This window comes from Cryobacterium roopkundense (genome assembly GCF_014200405.1).
Taxonomy (GTDB): Bacteria; Actinomycetota; Actinomycetes; order Actinomycetales; family Microbacteriaceae; genus Cryobacterium; species Cryobacterium roopkundense.
Genome location: NZ_JACHBQ010000001.1, coordinates 1,559,376 through 1,582,431 on the forward strand (window position 1 = coordinate 1,559,376; position 23,056 = coordinate 1,582,431).

The 23,056-nt window shown below is 64.3% G+C and carries 21 protein-coding genes and 2 tRNA genes; 21 read left to right on the forward strand and 2 right to left on the reverse strand.

Annotated elements, in window-relative coordinates:
* The first annotated feature begins 146 nt into the window (after nt 1-146).
* On the forward strand, nt 147-1,913 hold the full coding sequence (gene leuA, locus BJ997_RS07285; RefSeq protein ID WP_035834378.1) for a 2-isopropylmalate synthase: 1,767 nt from the start codon (nt 147-149) through the stop codon (nt 1,911-1,913).
* A gap of 96 nt (nt 1,914-2,009) precedes the next feature.
* Here leuA and BJ997_RS07290 read toward each other — a convergent pair whose 3' ends face one another.
* Nucleotides 2,010-2,702 (reverse strand): hypothetical protein, encoded by a 693-nt coding sequence (locus tag BJ997_RS07290; RefSeq protein WP_201771680.1) that lies wholly within the window; start codon nt 2,700-2,702, stop codon nt 2,010-2,012.
* A gap of 88 nt (nt 2,703-2,790) precedes the next feature.
* Between BJ997_RS07290 and recO the strand changes: the two genes are divergently transcribed.
* From recO to BJ997_RS07360, 15 genes are all read left to right on the forward strand, one after another.
* Nucleotides 2,791-3,513, forward strand: a complete 723-nt coding sequence (gene recO, locus BJ997_RS07295; RefSeq protein ID WP_035834377.1) for a DNA repair protein RecO — start codon at nt 2,791-2,793, stop codon at nt 3,511-3,513.
* Entirely contained in the window at nt 3,510-4,361 is an 852-nt protein-coding gene (locus BJ997_RS07300) for an isoprenyl transferase (RefSeq protein ID WP_052541810.1), read from the forward strand. Before recO ends, BJ997_RS07300 begins: the two co-directional genes overlap by 4 nt.
* Nucleotides 4,362-4,483: 122 nt before the next feature.
* The gene (locus BJ997_RS07305) at nt 4,484-5,161 is read left to right on the forward strand and encodes a DsbA family oxidoreductase (protein WP_052541809.1); all 678 of its coding nucleotides are present in this window, start codon (nt 4,484-4,486) and stop codon (nt 5,159-5,161) included.
* Nucleotides 5,158-5,283 carry a hypothetical protein gene (locus BJ997_RS21745; RefSeq protein ID WP_268871341.1) on the forward strand — a complete coding sequence of 42 codons (126 nt, stop codon included), beginning with the start codon at nt 5,158-5,160 and terminating at the stop codon, nt 5,281-5,283. Before BJ997_RS07305 ends, BJ997_RS21745 begins: the two co-directional genes overlap by 4 nt.
* A gap of 103 nt (nt 5,284-5,386) precedes the next feature.
* Nucleotides 5,387-6,559, forward strand: a complete 1,173-nt coding sequence (gene dusB / locus BJ997_RS07310; protein WP_035834376.1) for a tRNA dihydrouridine synthase DusB — start codon at nt 5,387-5,389, stop codon at nt 6,557-6,559.
* The gene (locus tag BJ997_RS07315) at nt 6,552-7,817 is read left to right on the forward strand and encodes a deoxyguanosinetriphosphate triphosphohydrolase (RefSeq protein ID WP_035834375.1); all 1,266 of its coding nucleotides are present in this window, start codon (nt 6,552-6,554) and stop codon (nt 7,815-7,817) included. Before dusB ends, BJ997_RS07315 begins: the two co-directional genes overlap by 8 nt.
* Nucleotides 7,818-8,272: 455 nt before the next feature.
* Nucleotides 8,273-10,129: a DNA primase gene (gene dnaG, locus BJ997_RS07320; protein WP_035834374.1), complete on the forward strand. Its 1,857-nt coding sequence runs from the start codon at nt 8,273-8,275 to the stop codon at nt 10,127-10,129.
* Between the two features lie 151 nt (nt 10,130-10,280).
* On the forward strand, nt 10,281-11,915 hold the full coding sequence (locus tag BJ997_RS07325; protein ID WP_035834373.1) for an ABC transporter substrate-binding protein: 1,635 nt from the start codon (nt 10,281-10,283) through the stop codon (nt 11,913-11,915).
* Between the two features lie 107 nt (nt 11,916-12,022).
* A complete protein-coding gene (locus BJ997_RS07330) occupies nt 12,023-13,099 on the forward strand; it encodes an ABC transporter permease (protein ID WP_236628691.1) in 1,077 nt (358 codons plus the stop codon).
* Between the two features lies 1 nt (nt 13,100).
* Nucleotides 13,101-14,174, forward strand: coding sequence for an ABC transporter permease (locus BJ997_RS07335; protein WP_052541808.1), 1,074 nt, complete (start codon nt 13,101-13,103; stop codon nt 14,172-14,174).
* 5 nt (nt 14,175-14,179) lie between these two features.
* Nucleotides 14,180-15,871 carry a dipeptide ABC transporter ATP-binding protein gene (locus BJ997_RS07340; RefSeq protein ID WP_035834508.1) on the forward strand — a complete coding sequence of 564 codons (1,692 nt, stop codon included), beginning with the start codon at nt 14,180-14,182 and terminating at the stop codon, nt 15,869-15,871.
* A 5-nt stretch (nt 15,872-15,876) separates the two neighbouring features.
* A complete protein-coding gene (locus BJ997_RS07345; protein WP_052541807.1) occupies nt 15,877-16,758 on the forward strand; it encodes an ATP-binding cassette domain-containing protein in 882 nt (293 codons plus the stop codon).
* A 201-nt stretch (nt 16,759-16,959) separates the two neighbouring features.
* Nucleotides 16,960-17,032: transfer RNA gene (locus BJ997_RS07350), tRNA-Asn, on the forward strand.
* 84 nt (nt 17,033-17,116) lie between these two features.
* The gene (locus BJ997_RS07355) at nt 17,117-17,863 is read left to right on the forward strand and encodes an AzlC family ABC transporter permease (RefSeq protein WP_052541806.1); all 747 of its coding nucleotides are present in this window, start codon (nt 17,117-17,119) and stop codon (nt 17,861-17,863) included.
* Nucleotides 17,860-18,165 carry an AzlD domain-containing protein gene (locus BJ997_RS07360; protein ID WP_035834370.1) on the forward strand — a complete coding sequence of 102 codons (306 nt, stop codon included), beginning with the start codon at nt 17,860-17,862 and terminating at the stop codon, nt 18,163-18,165. Before BJ997_RS07355 ends, BJ997_RS07360 begins: the two co-directional genes overlap by 4 nt.
* 27 nt (nt 18,166-18,192) lie before the next feature.
* Here the strand turns inward: BJ997_RS07360 and def are convergent, their stop codons facing one another.
* Nucleotides 18,193-18,765 (reverse strand): peptide deformylase, encoded by a 573-nt coding sequence (gene def / locus BJ997_RS07365; RefSeq protein WP_035834368.1) that lies wholly within the window; start codon nt 18,763-18,765, stop codon nt 18,193-18,195.
* Between the two features lie 40 nt (nt 18,766-18,805).
* Here def and BJ997_RS07370 point away from each other — a divergent pair, with 40 nt between their 5' ends.
* From BJ997_RS07370 to BJ997_RS07390, 5 genes are all read left to right on the forward strand, one after another.
* Nucleotides 18,806-19,720 carry a DMT family transporter gene (locus BJ997_RS07370; RefSeq protein WP_035834367.1) on the forward strand — a complete coding sequence of 305 codons (915 nt, stop codon included), beginning with the start codon at nt 18,806-18,808 and terminating at the stop codon, nt 19,718-19,720.
* A 170-nt stretch (nt 19,721-19,890) separates the two neighbouring features.
* On the forward strand, nt 19,891-21,132 hold the full coding sequence (locus tag BJ997_RS07375) for a glycosyltransferase (protein WP_338080939.1): 1,242 nt from the start codon (nt 19,891-19,893) through the stop codon (nt 21,130-21,132).
* Nucleotides 21,133-21,156: 24 nt separating this feature from the next.
* Nucleotides 21,157-21,230: transfer RNA gene (locus BJ997_RS07380), tRNA-Ile, on the forward strand.
* A 181-nt stretch (nt 21,231-21,411) separates the two neighbouring features.
* Entirely contained in the window at nt 21,412-21,648 is a 237-nt protein-coding gene (locus BJ997_RS07385) for a helix-turn-helix transcriptional regulator (RefSeq protein ID WP_052541805.1), read from the forward strand.
* Nucleotides 21,648-22,835, forward strand: coding sequence for a tyrosine-type recombinase/integrase (locus BJ997_RS07390; protein WP_035834366.1), 1,188 nt, complete (start codon nt 21,648-21,650; stop codon nt 22,833-22,835). Before BJ997_RS07385 ends, BJ997_RS07390 begins: the two co-directional genes overlap by 1 nt.
* Nucleotides 22,836-23,056 lie beyond the last annotated feature (221 nt).

The window sequence follows — 23,056 nt, forward strand, 5'->3', positions numbered from 1 at the left end:
GGAGCCGGAGCCGCCAAACGGTGCTAGCCTGATTTCGTGTCGTTCGGTGAGCTCCTCCTTAGCTGCCGCGACGAGTCCTAATCTGAGGCCTCCCTCGTCGCGGCGTTTGTCGTTGGCTGCTGACAATCCTGAGGAGATCACAGATCATGAAGAACAATCAGACCGCATCCAACCTGCCGGTGCACCGCTACCGTCCGTACCACGAGCAGTTTGGCATCGACCTCGCCGACCGCACTTGGCCGTCCAAGCACATTACAGAAGCTCCGCGCTGGTGCGCTGTCGATCTGCGTGACGGCAACCAGGCCCTCATCGACCCGATGAGCCCCGAGCGCAAGCGCATTATGTTCGACCTGCTGGTGCGTATCGGCTACAAGGAAATCGAAGTGGGCTTTCCGTCCGCCAGCCAGACGGACTTCGATTTCGTACGCAGCCTCATCGATGAGGACGCCATTCCGGATGACGTCACGATTCAGGTGTTGACGCAGGCCAGGGAAGCCCTCATCGCGCGCACGTACGAATCCATCAAGGGCGCCAAGCAGGCCATCGTGCACCTCTACAACTCCACGAGCGTGCTCCAGCGTGAAGTCGTCTTCCGCGAAGACAAGCAGGGCATCATCGACCTGGCCCTGTTCGGTGCGCGCACCTGCCGGGCCATGGAAGCCACCGTGCCAGGCACCACCGTGTATTACGAGTACTCGCCGGAGAGCTTCACGGGCACCGAACTCGAATTCGCCGTCGACGTGGCCAACCAGGTGATCGAGATCTTCGAGCCCACCCCGGAGCGCAAGGTCATCATCAACCTGCCGGCCACGGTCGAAATGGCCACGCCCAATGTGTACGCCGACTCGATCGAGTGGATGTCCCGCCACCTCGCGCATCGTGAAAACGTCATCCTGTCCCTGCACCCGCACAATGACCGGGGAACCGCCATTGCGGCGGCCGAATTGGGCTATCTGGCCGGTGCCGACCGCATCGAAGGCTGCCTGTTCGGCAACGGGGAGCGCACCGGAAACGTCGATCTCGTCGCACTCGGAGTCAACCTGTTCACACAGGGTGTTGACCCGCAGATCGACTTCAGCAACATCGACGAGATCAAGCGCACCGCCGAGTATTGCAATCAGCTCCCCGTTCCCGAGCGCAGCCCCTGGGCAGGCGACCTGGTCTTCACCGCATTCAGCGGTTCCCACCAGGACGCCATCAAGAAGGGCTTCGAAGCGATGGACGCGGATGCGGCCAAGCAGGGATGCTCTGTCGCCGACCTGGTCTGGGCGGTTCCGTACCTGCCGATCGACCCGAAGGATCTCGGCCGAAGCTACGAGGCCGTCATCCGGGTGAATTCCCAGTCCGGCAAGGGCGGTGTCGCGTACCTGCTCAAGACCGACCACTCCCTTGACCTCCCTCGCAAGCTGCAGATCGAGTTTTCGGGAGTCGTGCAGACGAAGACTGACAGCGAAGGCGGCGAGGTCACGAGCGCCCAGATCTGGGACATCTTCAACGACGAGTATCTGCCGGCTAGCATCAAGACTCCGGACGCCAAATGGGGCCGCTTTGAGCTGTTCTCGACGCGCACCTCAAGCGACCTGGCGGGGCACGTTGCCCTCACTGTGGACCTGCGCGACGGTGACAGCGTGGCAACGTGCCACGGCGAAGGGAACGGCCCGATCAACGCGTTCCTTACGCTGATGGCCGAGCGCGGCATCGAGATCACCCTCTACGACTACGTGGAGCACGCCCTGTCCGCCGGTGGGGACGCTCAAGCGGCCGCCTACGTCGAACTCGACGTGAACGGCAAGCGCTTCTGGGGAGTCGGTATCGACGCGGACATTTCGACAGCGTCGCTCAAGTCGGTTGTTTCGGCCGTGAACCGTGGCATCCGTTCCGAAGTGGGCGACCGCGAACTCAGCGTCGTCTGAGCGCATCCCGGCCGGACCCATCCCGGCTGTCATAGCGTCGCGGTGAAGGCTCGTCCCGTTCGCGGGACGAGCCTTCAGGCGTTGCGTGCTGCAGTGTCAGGGGGTGCGCGGAACGCTCTCGGCGGTCTGCGGCTGCACGACTGCCGGCTCGGGCATAGGATCCAGGACGGCTCGAGTGTCCGCGATGGCGCCCGACAACAGTTCGCGGAGCAGCGCATCCGGGTCGGGGATACACCCTTCAGCAATACCCTGCACGGAGACGCGCAGAATGGAGTCTGCCGTGCGCGGCGTGAACTTGGCGTGCGACCACGAGCGCACGGAGGCAATGAAGTCCCGAGCCCACTTCTCTGCGTTGGGCACCGCGTCGAGCGCGGCGCGGATCCGTGCGGAGATGGCAGGGCTGCCAGCACCGAGCCGGTCAAGGTTTCGTTCGCACGACAGGATCCCCACCGCGAGGGCGCGTTGACGATCCAGGCTTACCACGGGGAGGGCGGCGGTAGCCGCTCGCAGGGAGACCATGATCTCCACCCTCGGGTCGGTGCCGCGCAACCCGATCACGGAGGGGATCAAGTCAGTGAGGCGTGAGCGACCGTCATCCGATGTGCAGTCGTTGACCATGCGGGCCAGGGAGGCGAGCACGGGATGTGTGCAGGCCGGATGGTCACTCCAGGACTCTCCAGCCAAGTACGAGGCGAATTCCATGAAGCAGCCACCGCTGCGCGGGTTGCGATGTTTTCCCCGTGAGAGCACGGGCATGACGTCTGGCATAACGCTCTGAACCGGTTTCATAAGTGACCTCCACGCCACGAGAATCTTTCACAGACAGTCTCCCCCCGCCACGCGCTAAATACCAGTGTCATAAGTGGGAGAATCAGATGTGCCTGTTTACCGTGATGAAGCCGTCGTGCTCCGAACCCACAAGCTGGGTGAGGCCGACCGGATCGTCACCCTGCTCACCCGCACGCACGGCAAGGTTCGGGCCGTGGCCAAGGGCGTTCGGCGGACCGGGAGCAAGTTCGGCGCGAGGCTCGAACCTTTCATGGTCGCTGACGTGCAGCTCTATGAGGGGCGCAGCCTCGACATCATCACCCAGGCGGAGTCCCTCGGGTCGTACGGCGCTCTGATCACCGCGGACTACGACAGTTACACGGCGGCGAGCGTCATGGTGGAGACCGCGGACAAGCTCACGGAGTCCGAGGGATCCCTGCAGCAATACCTCCTGCTCGTCGGCGCGCTTCGATCACTGTCACGCCGCGAACATGGCCCGAGCCTGACTCTCGACTCGTACCTGCTGCGCGCGGTGTCCATGGCGGGCTGGGCACCCAGTTTTCAGGATTGCGCCCGCTGCGGCGCCGTGGGCGACCACTCGGCCGTCGTTGTGCAGCTGGGAGGCGTGGTGTGTGATGACTGCGCCGCCCCCGGCTCGCCCCGGCTCGATGTTGCCACCATCACACTGCTGAGTGCGCTGCTGACCGGCGATTGGGAACATGCGCAGTCCGCACCCGCGAAGACTCAGGCCCAAGCCGGCGGCATCGTCGCGGCATACACCCAGTGGCACCTCGGCAGAGGGCTGCGCTCCCTGGAACACGTGGCCAGATGACACAGACCAACCCCCCCGCCCGGCGCGGCTTCCTGCGCAAACCCGGCGCGAAGACCCCCTACACGCATAAAGATGCCGTGGCCTTCAAACCCCTCGACTGGACCGGCGTCTACCCGCCGAGTATCCCAGCGAAGGCCGTTCCGGAGCATGTCGCGATCGTCATGGACGGTAACGGACGCTGGGCGAACGCCCGGGGGCTCACCCGCATCGAAGGGCACAAGGCGGGGGAGGCCTCTCTGCTCGACGTCGTGGCGGGCGCCATCCAGCTCGGCGTTACACACCTGAGCGTCTACGCCTTCTCGACCGAGAACTGGAAGCGCTCGCCCGAAGAGGTTCGCTTCCTGATGGGATTCAACCGCGACGTTCTGCACCGCCGCCGCGATCAGTTGAACGACTGGGGCGTGCGCGTGCGGTGGGCGGGCCGCAAGCCGCGACTGTGGACATCCGTCATCAATGAGCTGCTCTACGCCGAGCAGCTCACCGCGGGCAACACCGTGCTCACCCTCACCATGTGCGTCAACTACGGTGGTCGCACGGAGATAGCGGATGCCGTGCGCGAGCTCGCCGAGGAGGTGGCGGCCGGCAGGCTGAAGCCGTCCGGAATCACCGAGAAGGCCATTCAACGGCACCTCTACACGAGCGACCTGCCCGACGTCGATCTCTTCGTGCGCAGCTCGGGCGAGCAGCGCACCAGTAACTTCCTGCTCTGGCAGAGCGCCTACGCCGAGATGGTCTTTCTCGACACGCTCTGGCCGGATTTCACCCGGGTTGACCTCTGGCACGCGATCGAACTGTACGCCTCGCGCAACCGCCGCTACGGCGGCGCTGTCGACGCCCCCACCGCCTGACTGGAACCACGCTCCACCTACTGGAACGACCTTCCAAGGTACGTCTCAACTGCGAAACGACCTTGGCCGGGAATACGGCACGGGGTCGCTGCGGTTGCGCCAGAGTGACCGAAACAACGAGCGTGACCGAACCGACCACTGGCACCGACACCATCAAGGTAGACATCTGGTCCGATGTGCAGTGCCCCTGGTGCTACATCGGCAAGCGAAAATTCGAGGCCGGAGTCGCTGCCTTCGGCGGCAACGTCCAGGTCGAGTACCACAGCTTCGAGCTGAGCCCGGATACCCCTGTCGACTACGCGGGCACGCCCGTGCAGTACCTCAGCGAGAAGAAGGGTATGCCACTCGCCGAGGTCGAGCAGATGCTCGAACGTGTCACCGGCATCGCCGAGAGCGTCGGCCTGCACTACGACTACGACTCCGTGCACCAGACGAACACAGTCATCTCCCACGAGCTGCTGCACTACGCCAAGGCACATGGACGACAGCTCGACATGAAGGAGCGGCTGCTCAAGGCGTACTTCGTCGAAGGCAAGCACGTGGGCCGCATCGAGGACCTCGCCGACCTCGCGGCCGACATCGGCCTCGACCGCGCCGACGTGGTGCGAGCCCTCACCGCCCACGAGTTTCTCGCGGACGTGAAAGCAGATGTCGCCCAGGCCACCGAATACGGCATCCAGGGTGTTCCGTTCTTCGTGATCGACGGGCGCTACGGCATCTCCGGGGCGCAGGATCCTGATACGTTTGCCCAAGCTTTGAACCAGGTACGCACCGAAAAGTCTGAGGAGAAAATCGCATGAGCGACACCAACACCACGAGTACCCCCGCCGACGCCACGGCGCGCCCCACGATCGAGCTCCTCGGCCAGTCCGGTGAAGCCGCCGGCGCCTGCGGCTGCGGCTCGTGCGGGTGCGGCGCATAACCCCTAACACTTTCTCGACGGCGGAGGTGCCCACAACTCAGGTTGCGGGCACCTCCGCCGTTGTTAGGTCGGGGTGCATTGTTCTGGAAGAATTGACGAACACATGACTCTTACACTTCCGACCCCCGCGCCGCTCAAGATCGGGCCTCTCACACTCGACGTTCCGGTCGTGCTCGCGCCGATGGCCGGCATTACCAACACCGCCTTTCGTCGGCTCTGCCGCGAATTCGGCGCCGGTCTCTACGTGAGCGAGATGATCACGTCCCGGGCCCTCGTTGAACGCACGCGCGAATCCATGCGACTCATCACGCACCATCCCAGCGAGACCACCCGGTCTATTCAGCTCTACGGGGTGGATCCCAAGACCGTCTCCGAGGCCGTCACCATGCTCGTGGCCGAGGACCGTGCCGATCACATCGACCTCAACTTCGGCTGCCCGGTACCCAAGGTCACACGCAAGGGCGGAGGCGCGGCGCTGCCGTGGAAACTTGGTCTGTTCCGTCAGATCGTCGAAGCGGCCGTCGATGCCGCCGGCGCGGTTCCGGTAACCGTGAAGATGCGCAAGGGAATTGACTCGGACCACCTCACGTACCTCGAAGCAGGCAAGGCCGCGGAGGGTGCTGGGGTTGCCTCCATCGCCCTGCACGCGCGCACCGCCGCCGAGTTCTATTCCGGCCACGCCGACTGGTCGGCCATCGAGAAGCTCAAGAGCACCGTCACCGGCACGCCCATCCTCGGCAACGGCGACATCTGGTCGGCGGAGGACGCCCTGCGCATGGTCGCAGAGACCGGATGCGACGGCGTCGTTGTCGGGCGCGGCTGCCTGGGCCGTCCGTGGCTGTTCGGCGACCTCGCCGCGGCCTTCCGCGGCGACAGGTCGCCAGGCTCAGCGAGCGTAAAGAATGAGCCCAACCTCGGCCGGGTTTGCGCGACCTTCCGTCGGCACGCCGAGCTGCTCACCGAATTCTTCGAGAGTGAAGAGCGTGCCTGCCGCGACATCCGTAAGCACGTCGCCTGGTATTTCAAGGGATACCCGGTGGGCGGCGACCTGCGGGCACGACTCGCCGCCGTCGAATCCCTCGCGATGCTCGACGACCTGCTCGGAACCCTCGACTGGGACCAGCCGTACCCGGGCGACGGCGCCGAGGGGCCGCGCGGACGAGCCGGATCACCGAAGAAGCCGAGCCTGCCCGAACGCTGGCTCGACTCTCAGGATCTCGCCGGAACCGAACGACTGAATCTCACCGAGGGCGAAGGGGACACCAGCGGTGGTTAGCACAGGCGAGTACCGAACAACGGCGTACAGCGAACACGATGAGGATCGCTGGTTCCCCGAGGAGCACTACTCGCGGCGCAGCGACTTCGCCCGGGATCGCGCCCGGCTGCTGCATTCCAGCGCACTGCGCCGGCTGGCGGCCAAAACACAGGTGCTGAGCCCGACGGCCGGGCTGGACTTCGCCCGAAATCGGCTGACTCACTCCCTCGAGGTGGCGCAGGTCGGCCGGGAATTGGCTCATCGGCTGAACGTAAACCCCGATGTGGTCGACACCGCCTGCCTCGCGCACGACATCGGGCATCCGCCGTTTGGCCATAACGGGGAAAAGGCGCTCAACACGTGGTCGCTCGATATCGGGGGTTTCGAGGGCAACGCGCAGACGCTGCGCCTGCTCACCCGTCTCGAGCCCAAGGTGTTCGGGCCGGACGGCCAGAGCTACGGGCTCAACCTCACCCGTGCCAGCCTCGATGCCAGCTGCAAGTACCCCTGGCCAGAGAGTTCGTCGGTGCGTGACCCGAGCGGCCGGGCGAAATTCGGCTTCTACGAAGACGACATCGCCGCCTTCGAGTGGTTGCGGCAGGGAGCTCCGGATCGGCAGCTGTGCATCGAGGCGGAGATCATGGATCTCTCCGACGACATCGCCTACTCGGTTCACGACTTCGAAGACGCCGTCGTGAACGGTTACGTCGACGTGGCGCTGCTTGGCAGTCGCGCGAACCACGACGACCTGCTTGCCGCCATGTCGGAATGGATCGGCGACGAGCTCTCCGAGAACGACCTGCTGAAGGCCTTCAACCGTCTGGACTCCCTCGATGTGTGGCTGTCAGAGTGGTCCGGCGGGCGCCGCGACCAGGGGCGCCTCAAGAACCTCAGCAGCCAGTTGATCGGTCGCTTCAGCGGAGCTGCCGTGCGGGCCACGCGGCTGGCTTACCCCGGTGAGGCCTTCATCCGCTTCGGCGCGCACGTCGTAGTGCCACGGGAGACCCAAGCCGAGATCGCCGTGCTGAAGGGCATCGTGGCGGCATTTGTGATGACAAGGAACACCCGCAAGCCCATTTACATCCAGCAGCGCCAAGTGCTCACACTGTTAGCTGACACGCTGCTCGCGAGCGGGGACGAGCACCTCGACCCCGGCTTCAGCGAGGACTGGGCCGCTGCGCGCGACGACGGCGCCCGCAAGCGGGTCGTCGTTGACCAGGTCGCGAGCCTCACCGACCAGTCGGCGCTCGCCTGGTACGAGCGCCTGGTGCAGGGCTAGCTGTACTGCCCGCCCGCCCCGCTGGTCGAGCAGCGGGCCCGCTTTTGGCCCGCGCCCGTCGCGACCCCGTGAGCCAGTCTCGCAAGTTGCCTTGCAAGGTCTCGATCTCGACAAGCTTGATCCAAGCGCTCGCAAGCTCGCTGCTCTACCAGCGGTAGTGGGGTGCTGGCAAAGAGCCACGGCTCTTTCGTCCTCCACTACGGCGCGAAGCGCCGCAACCGCTCGACAGGCCGCCGGATCGGGCCTGTTAGATTTCGACAACCGGCGCCGTTTACGGCGTGTCTAGAGACCGGGTGACCCGAGTCTGGGAGTCGGGTCGCGCGGTCTCGATCGCTCCTTCGTCGCGCCTCGACCAGCGAGAGAGGGAGACGCGATGCATTTCCCTAGGAGGCCCAGCGGACGGGACTCATCCGGCGCCAGTAAATGGCACGCTCGCGGACGGATAGAATTCACACATGGCTGGACTGATTCGACAGGGTGACATCGAAGAGGTCAAGGCCCGCACCAACATTGCGGACATCGTGGGCGACTACGTGCAGCTGAAATCGGCCGGCGTGGGATCGATGAAAGGGCTCTGCCCCTTCCACGACGAGCGCACGCCGAGCTTTCATGTGCGGCCTCAGGTCGGTTTCTACCACTGCTTCGGCTGCGGCGAGAGCGGGGACGTGTACTCGTTCCTGCAGAAGATGGACCACGTAACGTTCAGCGAGGCCGTGGAGCGCCTCGCCGGCCGCGTGGGCCTCGAGTTGCACTACGAGGACGGCGGGGGAGCGGCTCCCGACCACGGCAACCGCGCCAGACTTCTCGCTGCCAACCAGGCGGCCGCCGAGTTCTTCGTGGATCGGCTCGGCAGCCCCGACGCGCAGGTGGGGCGTGACTTTCTCGGCGGGCGAGGCTTTGACGCGCAGGCCGCGGCGCATTTCGGCGTGGGGTTCGCCCCCAAGAGCTGGGACGAGCTCACCAAGCACCTGCGTGCTAAGGGCTTCACGACTGAGGAGCTGACCCTCTCGGGTCTGGTTTCGAGCGGCGACCGCGGCGTGTACGACCGTTTCAGGGGCCGGCTCGTGTGGCCCATTCGCGACATCACCGGCCAGACGATCGGCTTTGGGGCGCGCAAACTGCTCGATGACGACAAGGGCCCGAAGTACCTGAACACACCGGAGTCTCCGGTGTACCACAAGGCACAGGTGCTCTATGGGCTTGACCTCGCGAAGCGAGACATTTCCCGCAACCACCAGGTCGTCGTCGTCGAGGGCTACACCGACGTGATGGCCTGCCACCTGGCCGGTGTCACGACGGCGGTCGCCACCTGCGGCACCTCGTTTGGCGTGGACCACATCAAGGTTCTGCGCCGCGTGATGGGAGATGACTCCGGCGTCGGAGAGGTCGTTTTCACCTTCGACCCTGATGCGGCGGGACAGAAAGCGGCCATGCGCGCGTTCAGCGAGGAGCAGCGCTTCAGCGCGCAGACCTTCGTCGCGGTGGCCCCGGAAGGGTTCGACCCCTGCGACCTGCGCCTGCATCGCGGTGACGATGCCGTGCGGCGGCTGGTCGATTCCAAGAAGCCGATGTTCGAGTTCATGATTCGCCAGTTGCTCGGCCAGTACAACCTCGAAACTGTCGAGGGGCGAATCGGTGCTCTCCGAGCGGCGGCTCCCATCGTCGGTGATATTCGTGACCCTGCCCTGCGACCGGGCTACACCCGCGAGTTGGCCCGCATGCTGGGCGTCGACCTGGGCGAGGTGCGCAAAGCCGTCTCAACGGCCCAGGGTCGTTCCCGCGTGCCAGAGACGCCGGGGAAGCATGCCCTCTCGGCCGACGACGTTCCTGCCGAGATGCCGTTCTCCCTTCTGGAACTGCCGACCGATCCCGTCACCCGGATGGAACGCGACGGGCTGATGGCCATGCTGCAGCATCCCACCCTCGTGGGAACCGACCTCATCGCCAGGGCCGTGCAGACGAGCTTCTCCAATTCCAGCTTGGCGATCGCGCGCGACGCGATCGCCGCGAGTCTGACACACGCCGGAGGACCGGAGTGGCTCGACCAGATTTTCGCGGCAGTTCCGGAATCACTTTCCAACCTCGTGAAACAGTTGGCCATGGCACCGCTGCCCGAGCGACCGGGGCGCGAAGTCACGAAGTACGTGCGTGACGTCACCATCGCGTTGATCGAGAAAGACCTGTTGCGCCAGAACGCCGAACTGCGTGGACGATTGCAACGAACGGATGCCACCAACCGCGAGGTCTACGTGACCTTGCAACGGGAGATCATGCGTGTCGAGGCCGAGCGCCGCGGCCTCCGGGACGAATAAGTCTCGGTTATGTTGCAGCTCTGTAAAGAAGCTGCGGCTGACTAGGGAGTGCGACGAATTCTGTGCTAATTCTGTTCCTACAGCTAATCGGTGGGCGGATCCCCTCGCGGGTCGAGCAGCCGGTTCTCCCAACAGGAAGAGGTCTACGGATATGACATCCGCATTCACCAACGGCAGGCGCACCCTCGCTGCCACAGCAGGACTCGCCATCGCGGCATTCGTCCTGGCCGGCTGCTCCGCCGGCGGTACCTCCGGCGACGACTCCGCAGGCGGTCCCATCGTCATCGGCACGACAGACAAGATCACCGCCCTCGACCCCGCCGGTTCGTACGACAACGGTTCGTTCTCGGTCCAGACTCAGGTCTTCCCGTTCCTGATGAGCAGTGAATACGGCAGCTCTGACGTGAAGCCTGACATCGCGAGCTCGGCCGAGTTCACGTCGCCGACCGAGTTCACTGTCACTCTCAAGCCCGACCTCAAGTGGGCCAACGGCAACGACCTCACCGCATCCGACGTGAAGTTCAGCTTCGACCGCCAGCTCGGGATCGCCGATGCGAACGGCCCGTCTTCCCTGCTGTACAACCTCGACAACACCGAGGCCGTCGACGACACCACAGTTGTCTTCACCCTCAAGCAGGCCGACGACCAGATCTTCCCGCAGATTCTGTCCAGCCCGGCCGGTGTCGTCGTGGACGAGGACGTCTTCTCGGCCGATGCGATCACCCCCGACTCGGAGATTGTGGACGGGAAGGCATTCGCCGGTCAGTATGAGCTCACGAGCTACGACTTCAACAACCTGCTCGCCTACAAGGCCTACGAGGGATACCAGGGCCTCCTGGGCCCGGCTAAGACCGACGTCATCAACGTGAGCTACTACGCCGACGCGTCCAACCTCAAGCTCGACGTGCAGGAGGGCAACATCGATGTGGCCTGGCGCAGCCTGTCGGCGACGGACATCGACGACCTGCGTGGCAACGACAAGGTCAAGGTCGTTGACGGCCCCGGCGGAGAGATCCGCTACATAGTCTTCAACTTCGACACCCAGCCGTTCGGTGCGACGACCGCCGAGGCCGACCCGGCCAAGGCCCTCGCCGTTCGGGCAGCGACCGCCGACGTGATCGACCGAGCCGAGATCGCCGATCAGGTGTACAAGGGCACGTACACGCCCCTGTACTCCTACGTACCGGACGGTCTTACCGGCGCGACGGAATCGCTCAAGGGCCTCTACGGCGACGGTGAGGGTGGAGCCGACATCGAGAAGGCCAAGGCGACACTCGATGCCGCCGGCGTCACTACGCCGGTTGCCATCAACCTGCAGTACAACACCGACCACTACGGTCCCGGTTCGTCCGACGAGTACGCGCTGATTAAGGACCAGCTCGAATCGTCGGGCCTGTTCACCGTTGACCTGCAGTCCACCGAGTACGTGCAGTACTCGAAGGACCGTGTTGCGGACGTCTACCCGCTGTACCAGCTCGGATGGTTCCCGGACTACTCTGACGCCGACAACTACCTGACGCCGTTCTTCCTCACGGACAACTTCATTGGGAACCACTACAGCGACCAAGAGGTCAACGACCTGATCCTTCAGCAGGCCGTTACACCCGATGCCGCTGAACGCACGGCCCTGATCGAGCAGATCCAGGACAAGGTCGCGGCCCAGCTGCCGACACTGCCCCTGCTGCAGGGCGCGCAGGTGGCAGTCACCGGAACCACGATCGAAGGCGCGAGCGACACGCTTGACGCCTCGTTCAAGTTCCGGTACGGAGCCTTGACTAAGGGATAAGCAGTTCACCGGCTAGAGTTTTCTCTAGCTTGATCGCGGGGGCATCCAGTTCTGCTGGATGCCCCCGATTCATTTGAAATCGTTAGGTGAGTATGTCCACTGTGGCAATGAAGCCGCCGTCGCCGGCACTCCGGTCGACTCGGCGCAAGAAAACACGTTCCGGCGGGGGGATCGGCCGTTATCTGCTGACTCGCTTCCTGCTCATCATCCCGACGATCTTCATTCTGGTGTCGATGGTCTTCTGGCTCATGCGTACCACGGGTGACCCGATCACGGCGGCGCTCGGCGGCCGTCTGAGTGCGGCCCAGCTGGCGGAGCGCATCAGTGCGGCCGGCTATGATCGGCCCGTTTTCGTGCAGTACATCGAGTACCTCGGCCAGGTCTTCACCGGTAACTTTGGCACGACCATCAGCACGAACCAGCCGGTCTCCGAGGTGCTCGCCACCTACGGCGTTGCCACGGCCGAGCTCGTGTTCTACTCGCTGCTTGTTGCGTTCATCGTGGGAATACCACTCGGGATGGTTGCCGCCTACTGCCGGGACAAGGCACCGGATGCCTTCCTGCGAGTCTTCGCCATCCTCTGCTATGCCACACCGGTTTTCTTCGCCGGTATGCTGCTCAAGCTCGTTTTCGCGGTCTGGCTCAACGTGCTTCCCGTGGCCGGGCGTGCCGACGTCAGGTCGGAGCTGCAGATGCAGCTGCTGCCCAACAAAACCGGCTTTTACACCATCGATGCCATCCAGACCGGGAATCCCGCCGTGCTCGGCGACGTCCTGGCCCACGCGGTGCTCCCGGCCGTCGCCCTCGGCCTGCTTACCGCCGGAGTGTTCCTGCGCCTCGTACGCACCAATGTGATCGGCACTCTCAATACGGACTATGTCGACGCCGCCCGCTCCCGCGGCGTTAATGAATTCCGGTTGGTTCGCGTGCACGCCTATCGTCCGGCGCTCATCCCCATCATCACGGTGATCGGGCTGCAGATCGCTCTGCTCCTCGGCGGTGCGGTGCTGACCGAGACGACCTTCGAATGGAAGGGGCTCGGGTTCATGCTCATCCAGTTCATTCAGGCCCGTGACTTCGTCGCCGTGCAGGGCATCGTGGCCTTGCTCGCCGTAATTGTGGCCCTGTCCAACTTCATCGTGGACATCATCGCCGCGGTCATCGATCCCCGAGTGAGGTATTGAGATGACGTCGATCGCGCCTCCTGTGGCTCACAAGTCGCCCTTCTGGACGAAGCTTCCCGTTGTGCATCAGCTCCGACAGAGCGTCGGACTTCAGCGCGGCATGCTCGTTGCCGGGCTCGTCATCACCGGTGTTTTCATTCTCACGGCGTTGTTTGCGCCGCTTCTGGCGCCCTATGGCTTCAGCCAGCTCCGTGACGAGAGTGGTCTGTTCGGCGCTCAGCAGTCCCCGAGCGCCACCCACCTGTTCGGCACGACGGTCGGTGGCTACGATGTGCTCTCCCGGGTGATCTGGGGATCCCGCACCGCCCTCGCGGTCATCATCGTGGCCGTGGTCCTGTCGATTTTCGCCGGAGTGGCGCTCGGACTCTTCTCTGGATACTTCGGCGGCTGGCTCGACCGCGTGCTCGTGGTCATCTGCGACGCCGTGTATGCCTTCCCCGCTCTGCTGCTCGCCATCGTGATGGGCATCGTCATCTCCGGCGGCCGGTCCAACCTGGTCGGCGGTATCCTCGCCGCGGCCATCGCCATCACCGTTGTGTTCATCCCACAGTATTTCAGGGTGATCCGTGCCGAAACGGTGCGGATCAAGGCTGAAGCCTATGTTGAATCGGCGCGCGTACTCGGGGCGAGCAACTCGCGCATTATGTTCCGCCATGTTCTGCGCAATGCCACGCGCACGTTGCCGCTCATCTTCACGCTCAACGGGGCAGAAGCCGTTCTCACGCTCGCGGGTCTCGGGTTCATCGGCTTCGGCATCGAGCCGTCGTCCGCAGCCGATTGGGGATATGACCTCAACAAGTCGCTCGCGGACGTATCGAGCGGTATCTGGTGGACGGCCCTCTACCCGGGCCTCGCCATCGTTCTCGTCGTGATGGGGATCACCCTCGTGGGTGAAAGCCTCAACGACCTGGCCGACCCGCGCCTGCGTAGCCGTCGCCGCGCTGACGCGTCTGACGCCACCGTCGCGGCCTCCACGGTCGTGCCCGGCGGCACACTCGCTGCCGGTCCAGGCGGCGTTGAAGGTCTGGAAGGTCCCGGATATACCCACACCGACGGAATCGAGGATCGACCATGAGCGGAATGCGCGAGAGCGTCGTCACCATCTCCAACCTCAACGTGGCGTTTGCAACGGATGCCGGAGCGGTCAAGGCCGTCGACGGGGTGAGCCTCACGGTGGCACCCGGCGAGGTTCTGGCCATTGTGGGCGAGAGTGGGAGCGGCAAGACCGTCACCGCGAAGACCATCCTGGGCCTGCTGCCCGACACGGCGACCACTCGCGGCGCCGTCGTCCTCAGCAGCAAGGACGGCGCGCACTCGAATGATGTGCTCTCCGTAAGCCGCCAGAAGCTGCGCCAGCTGCGCGGAACCGATGTGGCCATGGTGTTCCAGGAGCCGTCGACTGCACTCAACCCCGTTTACACCGTGGGCTGGCAGATCGCGGAAGGCATCCGTGCCCACGGCCAGTTCAGCAAGGCCGAGGCACGCGCCAAGGCGATTGATATTCTGGGCCGCGTCGGCATTCCCAGCCCGGAAGTCCGGGTGAATTACTACCCGCACCAATTTTCCGGCGGACAGAAGCAGCGCGTCGTCATAGCGATGGCACTGGTTCTCGACCCCGGGCTGATTGTCGCGGATGAGCCCACGACAGCCCTCGATGTGACCGTTCAGGCCGAGATCCTCGACCTGCTGCGTCGGTGCCGCGACGAATTCGGCACGGCCATCGTGCTTATCACGCACAATATGGGTGTCGTGGCCGACCTTGCCGACCGGGTTGTCGTGATGTTCGAAGGCAAGGTGGTGGAAGAAGCCGGGGCCCGCGAGCTGTTCAGTGCTCCCCAGCACGAATACACCAAGAAGCTCCTCGGCGCGGTGCCGCACGTAGGTCAGGGGATTGTGCGGGCCCAGGATCGGGCGGCGGCGCGGGCGCCGGGCTGGTTGCTCGAGGCGCCTGTCGTCGTGGCAGACGACCTGAAGATTCAGTACCCGGGCCGTCTGGGCAAACCTGGTTTCACCGCCGTCGACGGCGTGAGTTTCGTCATTCGGCCCGGCGAGGTGCTCGGGCTGGTCGGGGAGAGCGGGTCGGGCAAGACCACGATCGGTCGCGCAATTGCGGGCCTCACCCGTGTGACGGACGGTTCACTCACCGTTTTGGGCCACGAAATGCTCGGCTTCAGGGAGCGTCGGTTCAAACCGCTGCGCAGCGATATCGGTTTCGTGTTCCAGGACCCCGCGTCCAGCTTCAACCCGCTGCTCACGATCGCGGAGTGCGTGGCGGAGCCGCTCGTCGTCCACGGGCGGGCGGCCAACCCACGGGCGGCGCGCCGGCGCGTCGACGAGTTGCTCGAGGCCGTGCAGCTGCCGCGCAGCTTTGGGGACAGATTCCCGCACGAGCTCAGCGGTGGACAGCGTCAACGAGCCAGCCTGGCGCGGTCGCTGGCCCTGGAGCCGACCCTGCTCATCGCCGACGAACCGACAAGTGCCCTGGATGTGTCGGTGCAGGCGCGGGTGCTGGAACTCTTTGCCGAGCTCCAGCGTGAATTGGGTTTCGCGGCCCTGTTCATCAGCCACGACCTCGCGGTTGTCGATATTCTCGCCGACCGGATTGCCGTGTTGTACAAGGGCAAGCTTGTCGAGGAGGGCACGGGAGCTCAGGTGCTGGGCGCGCCAAAAGACCCGTATACGCAGCGGCTGCTCGCGTCCCTGCCGGTTCCGGATCCGGTGCAACAGGCCGAGCGTCGGGAGGGTCTGCGCAGGTTGCGTGCGGCAGTATAGAAGTCATGAAACCTGGCGCGGCATCCGTTTCCCCGATCACGACCAGTGACCTGACCATCGAGTATCCACCGCATGGGGCCAGCCCGGCCTTCGTGGCCGTGCATGGTCTGACCCTGCGGATTGAGCCGGGTGAGGTGCTGGGGCTGCTCGGCGAGAGCGGCTCCGGCAAGAGCACGGTTGCACGGGTGTTGTCCGGCACCGCTCTGGGGAGCGGCTCGGCACTCGGGAGTGGCACCGGATTGCGCCCGCAGATCACCGGGGGAGAGGCGACCGTGCTCGGGTTTCCGCTTCGCCGCATTACGCGGCGCAAGCTGGCCCGCCTCACGTTCGGTGTGGGCATGCTCGCCCAAGACGCCGCAGAGACGCTCCCGGCCACCATGACGGTTGCCGAGATCGTGGCGGAGCCGATTCTCGAACGCGACCGTCGCTACAACCACGATGCTCTCGCGACACGAGTGGCGACCATGGTCGACGCCGTGCGGCTGCCCCTCGCCGTGCTCGGCACATACCCGTACGAGCTCTCGAGCGGGCAACGGCAGCGTGTGGCCCTCGCTCGCGCCCTCGTCTTCGAGCCGAGCCTGCTCATTGCCGACGAGCCGACGGCGGGCGTGGACGTGATGGTGCGCGATGCCGTGATCGACCTGATCGGCGAGTTGCAGCGCGAACGCTCGTTCTCAGCCCTCGTGATCAGCCATGACCTGGCGGTGCTGCGTCGTGTTGCCAATCGAATCGGAGTCATGCACCAGGGCGTTCTTGTTGCCCTCGGCACCATCGACGAGGTGTTCAACGATCCGTGGCATCCCTACGTTGCGGGGCTGGCCGCTGCCCTGAGCAGCGATGAAGAAGTGCTCGGACCGGAGGAGTTGAGGGACGTGGACTTAGCCTAGAAATTCTGACCGCCCCCCAACGAGCGACACGCCCGAGGGCGCACACGATTGTAGGACCGCCGGGTGGCGAAGTGAGGCGTCTTTCGGCCCGAAATGACCGACTGGAGGGGCGCGGGCGCCCTGATGGCTTTTGGGAGCCCGTCCGTCTTGGTAGAGTAGTAAAGCTGCGCCGGTTGGTAAGGCAACAACCAGTACAAGTATTCCTCGATAGCTCAATTGGCAGAGCAGCGCACTGTTAATGCGCAGGTTCTTGGTTCGAGTCCAAGTCGGGGAGCGAAAGGTCACTCAGGGCTCCACCCCGGGTGGCCTTTTTTTGTTTAAGGCTCTCTGTGGTTCTTGGCAGACGAAAGCGGGAGCGATGAACTCGGTGGGTGGGTCCGAGGAGGTACGCGACGAGCGGCAGAACCGCCGCCTGGCGGTTCGGAGTGGACTGGCGGTAGGGCTGGCCACGGCGGCCTACGGCGTCTCGTTCGGGGCGCTTTCCGTCGCCGCAGGCCTCACTATCCCGCAGACCTGCTTCATCAGCCTCGTGATGTTTTCGGGCGGTTCTCAGTTCGCCCTTGTGGGTGTGCTCGCGGCCGGGGGAGTTGCGGCCGGGCCGGCGGCGATTGCCGGTGCCACACTCCTCGGCGTGCGAAACGCGATCTACGGCATCCGCACCTCGCCGATCGTGGGACCCGGGCTGTGGAAGCGCGTCGCAGCGGCCTGGGTCACCATTGACGAATCAACCGCGGTCGGACTCGCGCAGCCGACGCCGAGCAGCCGGCGCGTCGGCTTCTGGGTGACGGGTCTGGCCGTGTTCATCGGGTGGAACATCACGACCCTCGTGGGTGCCCTGATCGGCGACGCCATCGGCGACACGCGCACGTTCGGTCTCGATGCGGCGGCGGCCGCCGCCTTCGTGGGGCTGCTGTGGCCGCGCCTCAAGCACGTCCAGCCCGTCGTTGTGGCAGTCGCCGCCGCGGTCGTCGCGGCGGCGCTGACGCCGGTGCTGGTGCCCGGCTTGCCGGTTCTCGTGGCGGCCCTGGTCGCTGTCTTCGTCGGACTGTTCAACTGGTTCGGACGGGCAGCGGATGTCGCTCCGACCGGACGGATGGCACCATGACCATCTGGCACATCGTGATCGCCGCGTCCATCGCCGTTCTGGCCATCAAGTTCGTCGGCTACCTCGTGCCGCCGACGCTCCTCAGCCGGCCGGCGCCGGCAAGGATCGCTGACCTGCTGACCGTCGCTCTGCTCGCGGCGTTGATCGCCGTGCAGACTCTCGGCAGCGGCCAAGCCGTCGTACTCGATGCCCGGGTGCCGGCCGTACTGGTTGCCGGCGTCTTGTTTTGGTTGAAGGTGCCGTTTATCGTTGTCGTGATCGCGGCGGCCGTCGTGGCCGCCGGCATCCGAGCCCTCACGTGATTCGGCGCCGGCGCATTCGGGGCCGGCTCAGCCTTCGAGGTTGTCGACCCCCGGCACCCAGCTCAGGCCCGGTTCGCCCCAGCCTCGCTTGCGGGTGACCTTCTTCGCCATCTTGGCGTAGACGTGCTCGAGCCGATCCACGTAGATCGTGCCGTCGAGGTGGTCGAACTCATGCTGGAAGATGCGGGCCAACCAGCCGTCGGCGCGAATTTCGAAGGGCTTCTGCTCCAGATCGAGCGCGTGAAGAATCGCGGATTCAGCCCGGCGCAGCGGAAAACGCTCCCCGGGGAAGGAAAGGCACCCCTCGTCCTCGTCCAGTTCGTCCTCGTCGGCGTGTCCGGCCGGAACGGGGGTGATCCAGAGCTCCGGGTTGATGGCGACGCCGCGCCACACGACCTCGTCATCGTCCTCAAAGCTGTAGGTGAAGAGGCGCAGGCCCACACCCACTTGGGTGGCGGCGAGGCCAACGCCCGGCGCGGCGTCCATCGTCTCGAACATGTCCCGCACGAGGGTGCGCAGCTCGTCGTCGAAGTTCTCGACGAGAGCGGCGGGGGAGTGCAGAACGGGGTCACCTGAAATTACTATTGCGCGTACGGCCATTCCTCAAGAATATCCGCATGGATCTCGGTACAGTCATCTGGTGACCACGGACCTGACAGATCTGGCAGCGGAGATCACGATTGACCCGCGGCAGGCCATCGGTATTCCGCTGGCCCTCATCGGCGCGATCTTCCTGTCCCTCGGCGCTCAGTTCCAGCACCGCGGGGTCACCAAGGTCGAGGCGTTGACGGTGCAGGCGACAGGGGGCCTCAACACGAGGCAGCTCATGCTGCTGCTGGCTCGGCCCTCGTGGGTTCTGGGCACGCTCATGCTCGGGCTCGCGATTGCCTTCCAGCTCACCAGCCTGGCCTTCGCTCCCCTTCTCGTTGTTCAGCCACTCGGCGCGGTAGCGCTCGTGATGACGGCCATTCTCAACGCTCGAGTGAGCCAAGTGCGACTGAACCGGGTGTCCATCATCGCGATCACCATGTGTGTGGGCGGCGTTGGCCTGTTCGTGACCGTGGCCGCGTTCACTGCGGTGGACAAGCCCGTGACCGACGCAAACCTCATCACCATCCTGATCGTGCTCGGCATCGTGTTGGCAGTGTTCGGCGTGACGTTTGCGCTCTTCCGCAATCGCTTTCGGGCGGTCTATTACATCATCGGTGCGGGGGTGCTGTACGGCTTCGTGGCCACGCTGGCCAAGGTCGTCATCAACCGTGTTCGCTTTTCGAATTTTGAGTGGCTCACCGTGCTGTGCGTGCTGGGGCTGCTCCTGGCGGCGGCGCTCGGCGCGTACTTCGTGCAGAACGCCTATGCGAGTGGACCCCCAGATCTGGTCATAGCTGGGCTGACCGTCGTTGACCCGCTCGTTGCTGTCGGCATCGGCATCGTGGTCTTGGGTGAGGCTTCGCAGGCCCCGCCGTTGGCGGCATTCGCCTTTATCGTTGCGGGAATCATCGCCATCTGGGGTGTCTTCCTGCTCGCGCGCTATCATCCGCAATTCGAGCAGTAGTCGGTTGAAAACCCGGCGCGCCCGTCTGCCGGGCCCGGGAGTTGACTGTGCGGTTTAGACTGAATCGCTAAGACACATCATCTCCACCCGACAGATATCAGTTTTCTCGCCGGACGAAGATCCCCGGCACACCTACGTAGGGACCTCGCCTCTTGTCAGATTCGACCGACGTGCAGGGCACAACCGCACCGGAAGTTGCACCACAGGCAAAGGTGCCGATTCGCGTCCTGATCGCTGCGGACACATTCGCTCCCGACGTGAACGGCGCGGCCAAATTCGCCGAGCGACTCGCGGCCGGCCTCGTGTCCCGTGGGCACGAAGTGCAGGTCATGGCGCCGTCGGCCTCGCGCAAGTACGGCACGTGGACTGAGATGCATGAAGGCCAGCCCATGACGGTGCATCGCCTGCACAGCTGGCGTTGGTACCCGCACGACTGGCTGCGTTTCGCCCTGCCGTGGCTTGTTCGGCGCGACAGCCGCCGTATTCTCGACACATTCCGGCCCGATGTCGTTCATTTTCAGTCCCATATCAATGTGGGGCGTGGGGTTACGATCGAGGCCGAGAAGCGCGGAATGCGCATCATCGGCACGAACCATTTCATGCCCGAAAACATGGTTAAGTTCTCCCTCGTTCCGGTGGGGTTTCAGGACCGGGTGATCAAGGCCGCATGGCGGGCCGCACGACGCACCTTCGGGCGCGCAGAGGCTGTGACGACACCGACGCGCCGCGCGGCGCAGTTCCTCGAGAAATACACCGGGCTGACCGGGGTGCACGCGATTTCGTGTGGAATCGACGCCGAAAACTACTCGCCGAACTTCGAACCGCGCGCGGAGAATCGCATTCTCTTTGTGGGGCGGGTGACGGGGGAGAAGCAGATCGATGTGCTGCTGCAGGCTGCCGCGCTTCTCAAGCCCGACTTGAACGCTCAGATTGAAATCGTGGGAGGCGGTGACCAGCGGCGCAATCTCGAGCACCTGTCGGAAACCCTCGGTCTCAGGTCCCGGATCACCTTCACCGGCTATGTGACAGATGAGGAGCTGCGCTCGGCGTACTCCCGCGCCACGCTCTTTGCCATGCCGTCGATCGCCGAGCTGCAGAGCATCGCCACGATGGAGGCGATGGCGTCCGGCCTTCCCGTCGTCGCCGCCGATGCGATGGCCCTGCCGCACCTCGTGCACGATGAGCAGAACGGCTTCCTGTTCAAGCCCGGAAACGCCCAGGACTTGGCCGACAAGATCACTCGCGTTCTTGAACTGTCGCCAGATTCACTCGAGGAGCTCAAGCGTGAGTCGCTCAAGTTGATCGTTGCTCACGACATCCGCCGCACGCTGAACACATTCGAATGCCTGTATCGTGGGGAGCCGGTGACCGATACGGTCACTAACGGTGCCTCCGCTCACTCGTCAGAATAAACTCTGACGGTATTGGAAGGTTTCGGGGCGGTAGCTCAGCTGGTTAGAGCACCGGGCTCATAACCCGTCGGTCCTGGGTTCAAGTCCCAGTCGCCCTACTGAAAATGTGGTTTGATCAGGATTTCTTGTTTTCGCTTTAGTGGCAAGACTTGATATATCCATTGTTTATACATTGTTTATTGCAAAATAACCGGCCCTTTCGGGCCCTGTCCATGATCGAGTTCGTCGGGATCCGACCCGGTTCGAGTGGTCTGGAATGGCCTTGAACACCTATGGGTTATGGACACTCAACAACTCATGGGGCTCGGTCTTGAGCCGGTATTAACGACAAGCGAACTCGCCGAGTATCTCGGCGTGAACGTGCAGGCCATCTACGACTTGCGAAACGACGGGCGTGGCCCGTCTGGCTTCCGAGTTGGCCGGGAGATTCGCTACCGCGTCTCCGACGTTCTCGGCTGGCTCGAGGGTCTCCACGAGCCAGCACCGTCTGTGCGTGAACGCGGGGGTGGTCGCTGATGGCTGGGCGACCGCGACTGCCGATCAGCACCTTCGGCTCCATCACGACGACCAAGGTTGGCCCAGAACGCTTTCGGGCGACGACGGTCTTCCGGGACTCTGATGGGCAGGTTCGGCAAGTGGGCGCGACGCGTCCGAGCCGTAACGCGGCGGTGGCAGCGCTGAAGGAGGAGCTGGCATCTCGTGTGCGCGCCGGTGGTGTCGGCGACTCGCTGAATGCGGGCTCTCCGTTCCGGCTGCTCGCCGAAGCATGGATGGAGGATGTGCTTCTGGACGTGGACCGTGCCCAAGGGACAAAGGACGTCTACGAGAGTGAGCTGCGCCGGCTCGTGTTACCACATTTTGAGAACTTCACCATTCGCGAGGTGACGGTCGGTCGTATCGAACTTTTTCTTCGGATGCAGCGTGCTAAGTCGTACACGCGGGCAAAGCATTCCCGAAATATCCTCGGCATGATCATGGCTTTCGCGGTGCGACGGGAGATCATTCCGCGCAATCCCGTGACGGAGACGTCGCGAATGAAGAAGCCTCCTCATACCCCGAAGGCGCTCACGCCCGAGCAGTTAGGCGCCATCCGCCTGGCGGCCCGTGAGTGGCGCACAGAGGAGGGCAGGATGGGCCCCCGATCGGACGGGCAGGTGCGGGACATTATCGAGGTGATGCTCGGCACGGCGACGCGTATCGGCGAGGTGCTCGCGCTTCGGCAATGCGATATCGATATGGATGCCGATCCGCCGAGGGTGACCGTCTGCGGCACGATCGTCGTCAATAGGGGCGCCGGGGTTCTCCGGCAGGAGCATCCGAAGACCCACGAGTCGAACCGGGTCATCGGTGTGCCGGAGTTTGCGGCCGATGTCATTCGTGAGCGCCTGAAACTGATCGATCCGGCGGACTCCGATCACTTGTTGTTCTTCTCGCGGACGGGCACGCCGTTGACGCCGTATAACGTGAGGCGAACGTTCCGCGGGATACTCCGAGCCGCCGGTCTCGAGGGGCTGAACATCTCACCGCATTCCTTCCGCCGCACGGGGGCAACGCTGCTCGCCAACGAGCTCGGTATGCAGGCTGCGGCCGACGTGCTTGGGCACACGTCCACGTCGACGACGAAGGCTCATTACGCCGAGCCGGACCGCACGGTGAAGCCCGGCCCTGCCGCAGTCATGCAGAAGCTGGCACCGCCCAAGTAGGGGGTTTCAGTCGGAACGGTCAGCGGATATCAAGAACGTGACCCGCAAGTGAAATGGACAGTCATTCCTCCGTACGCATGGGCTCGCAGCAGAATGCCCAGGGTTCGTTGGGGCGCGCCTTGATCGGCCATTTCCTGCTTACATGTATGGTTCGAGTGGGGCTAGACGCGGCGTTCTAATGCGGTGGTTCTACACCGCGGAATTCCGCGGGCGCTTCGACG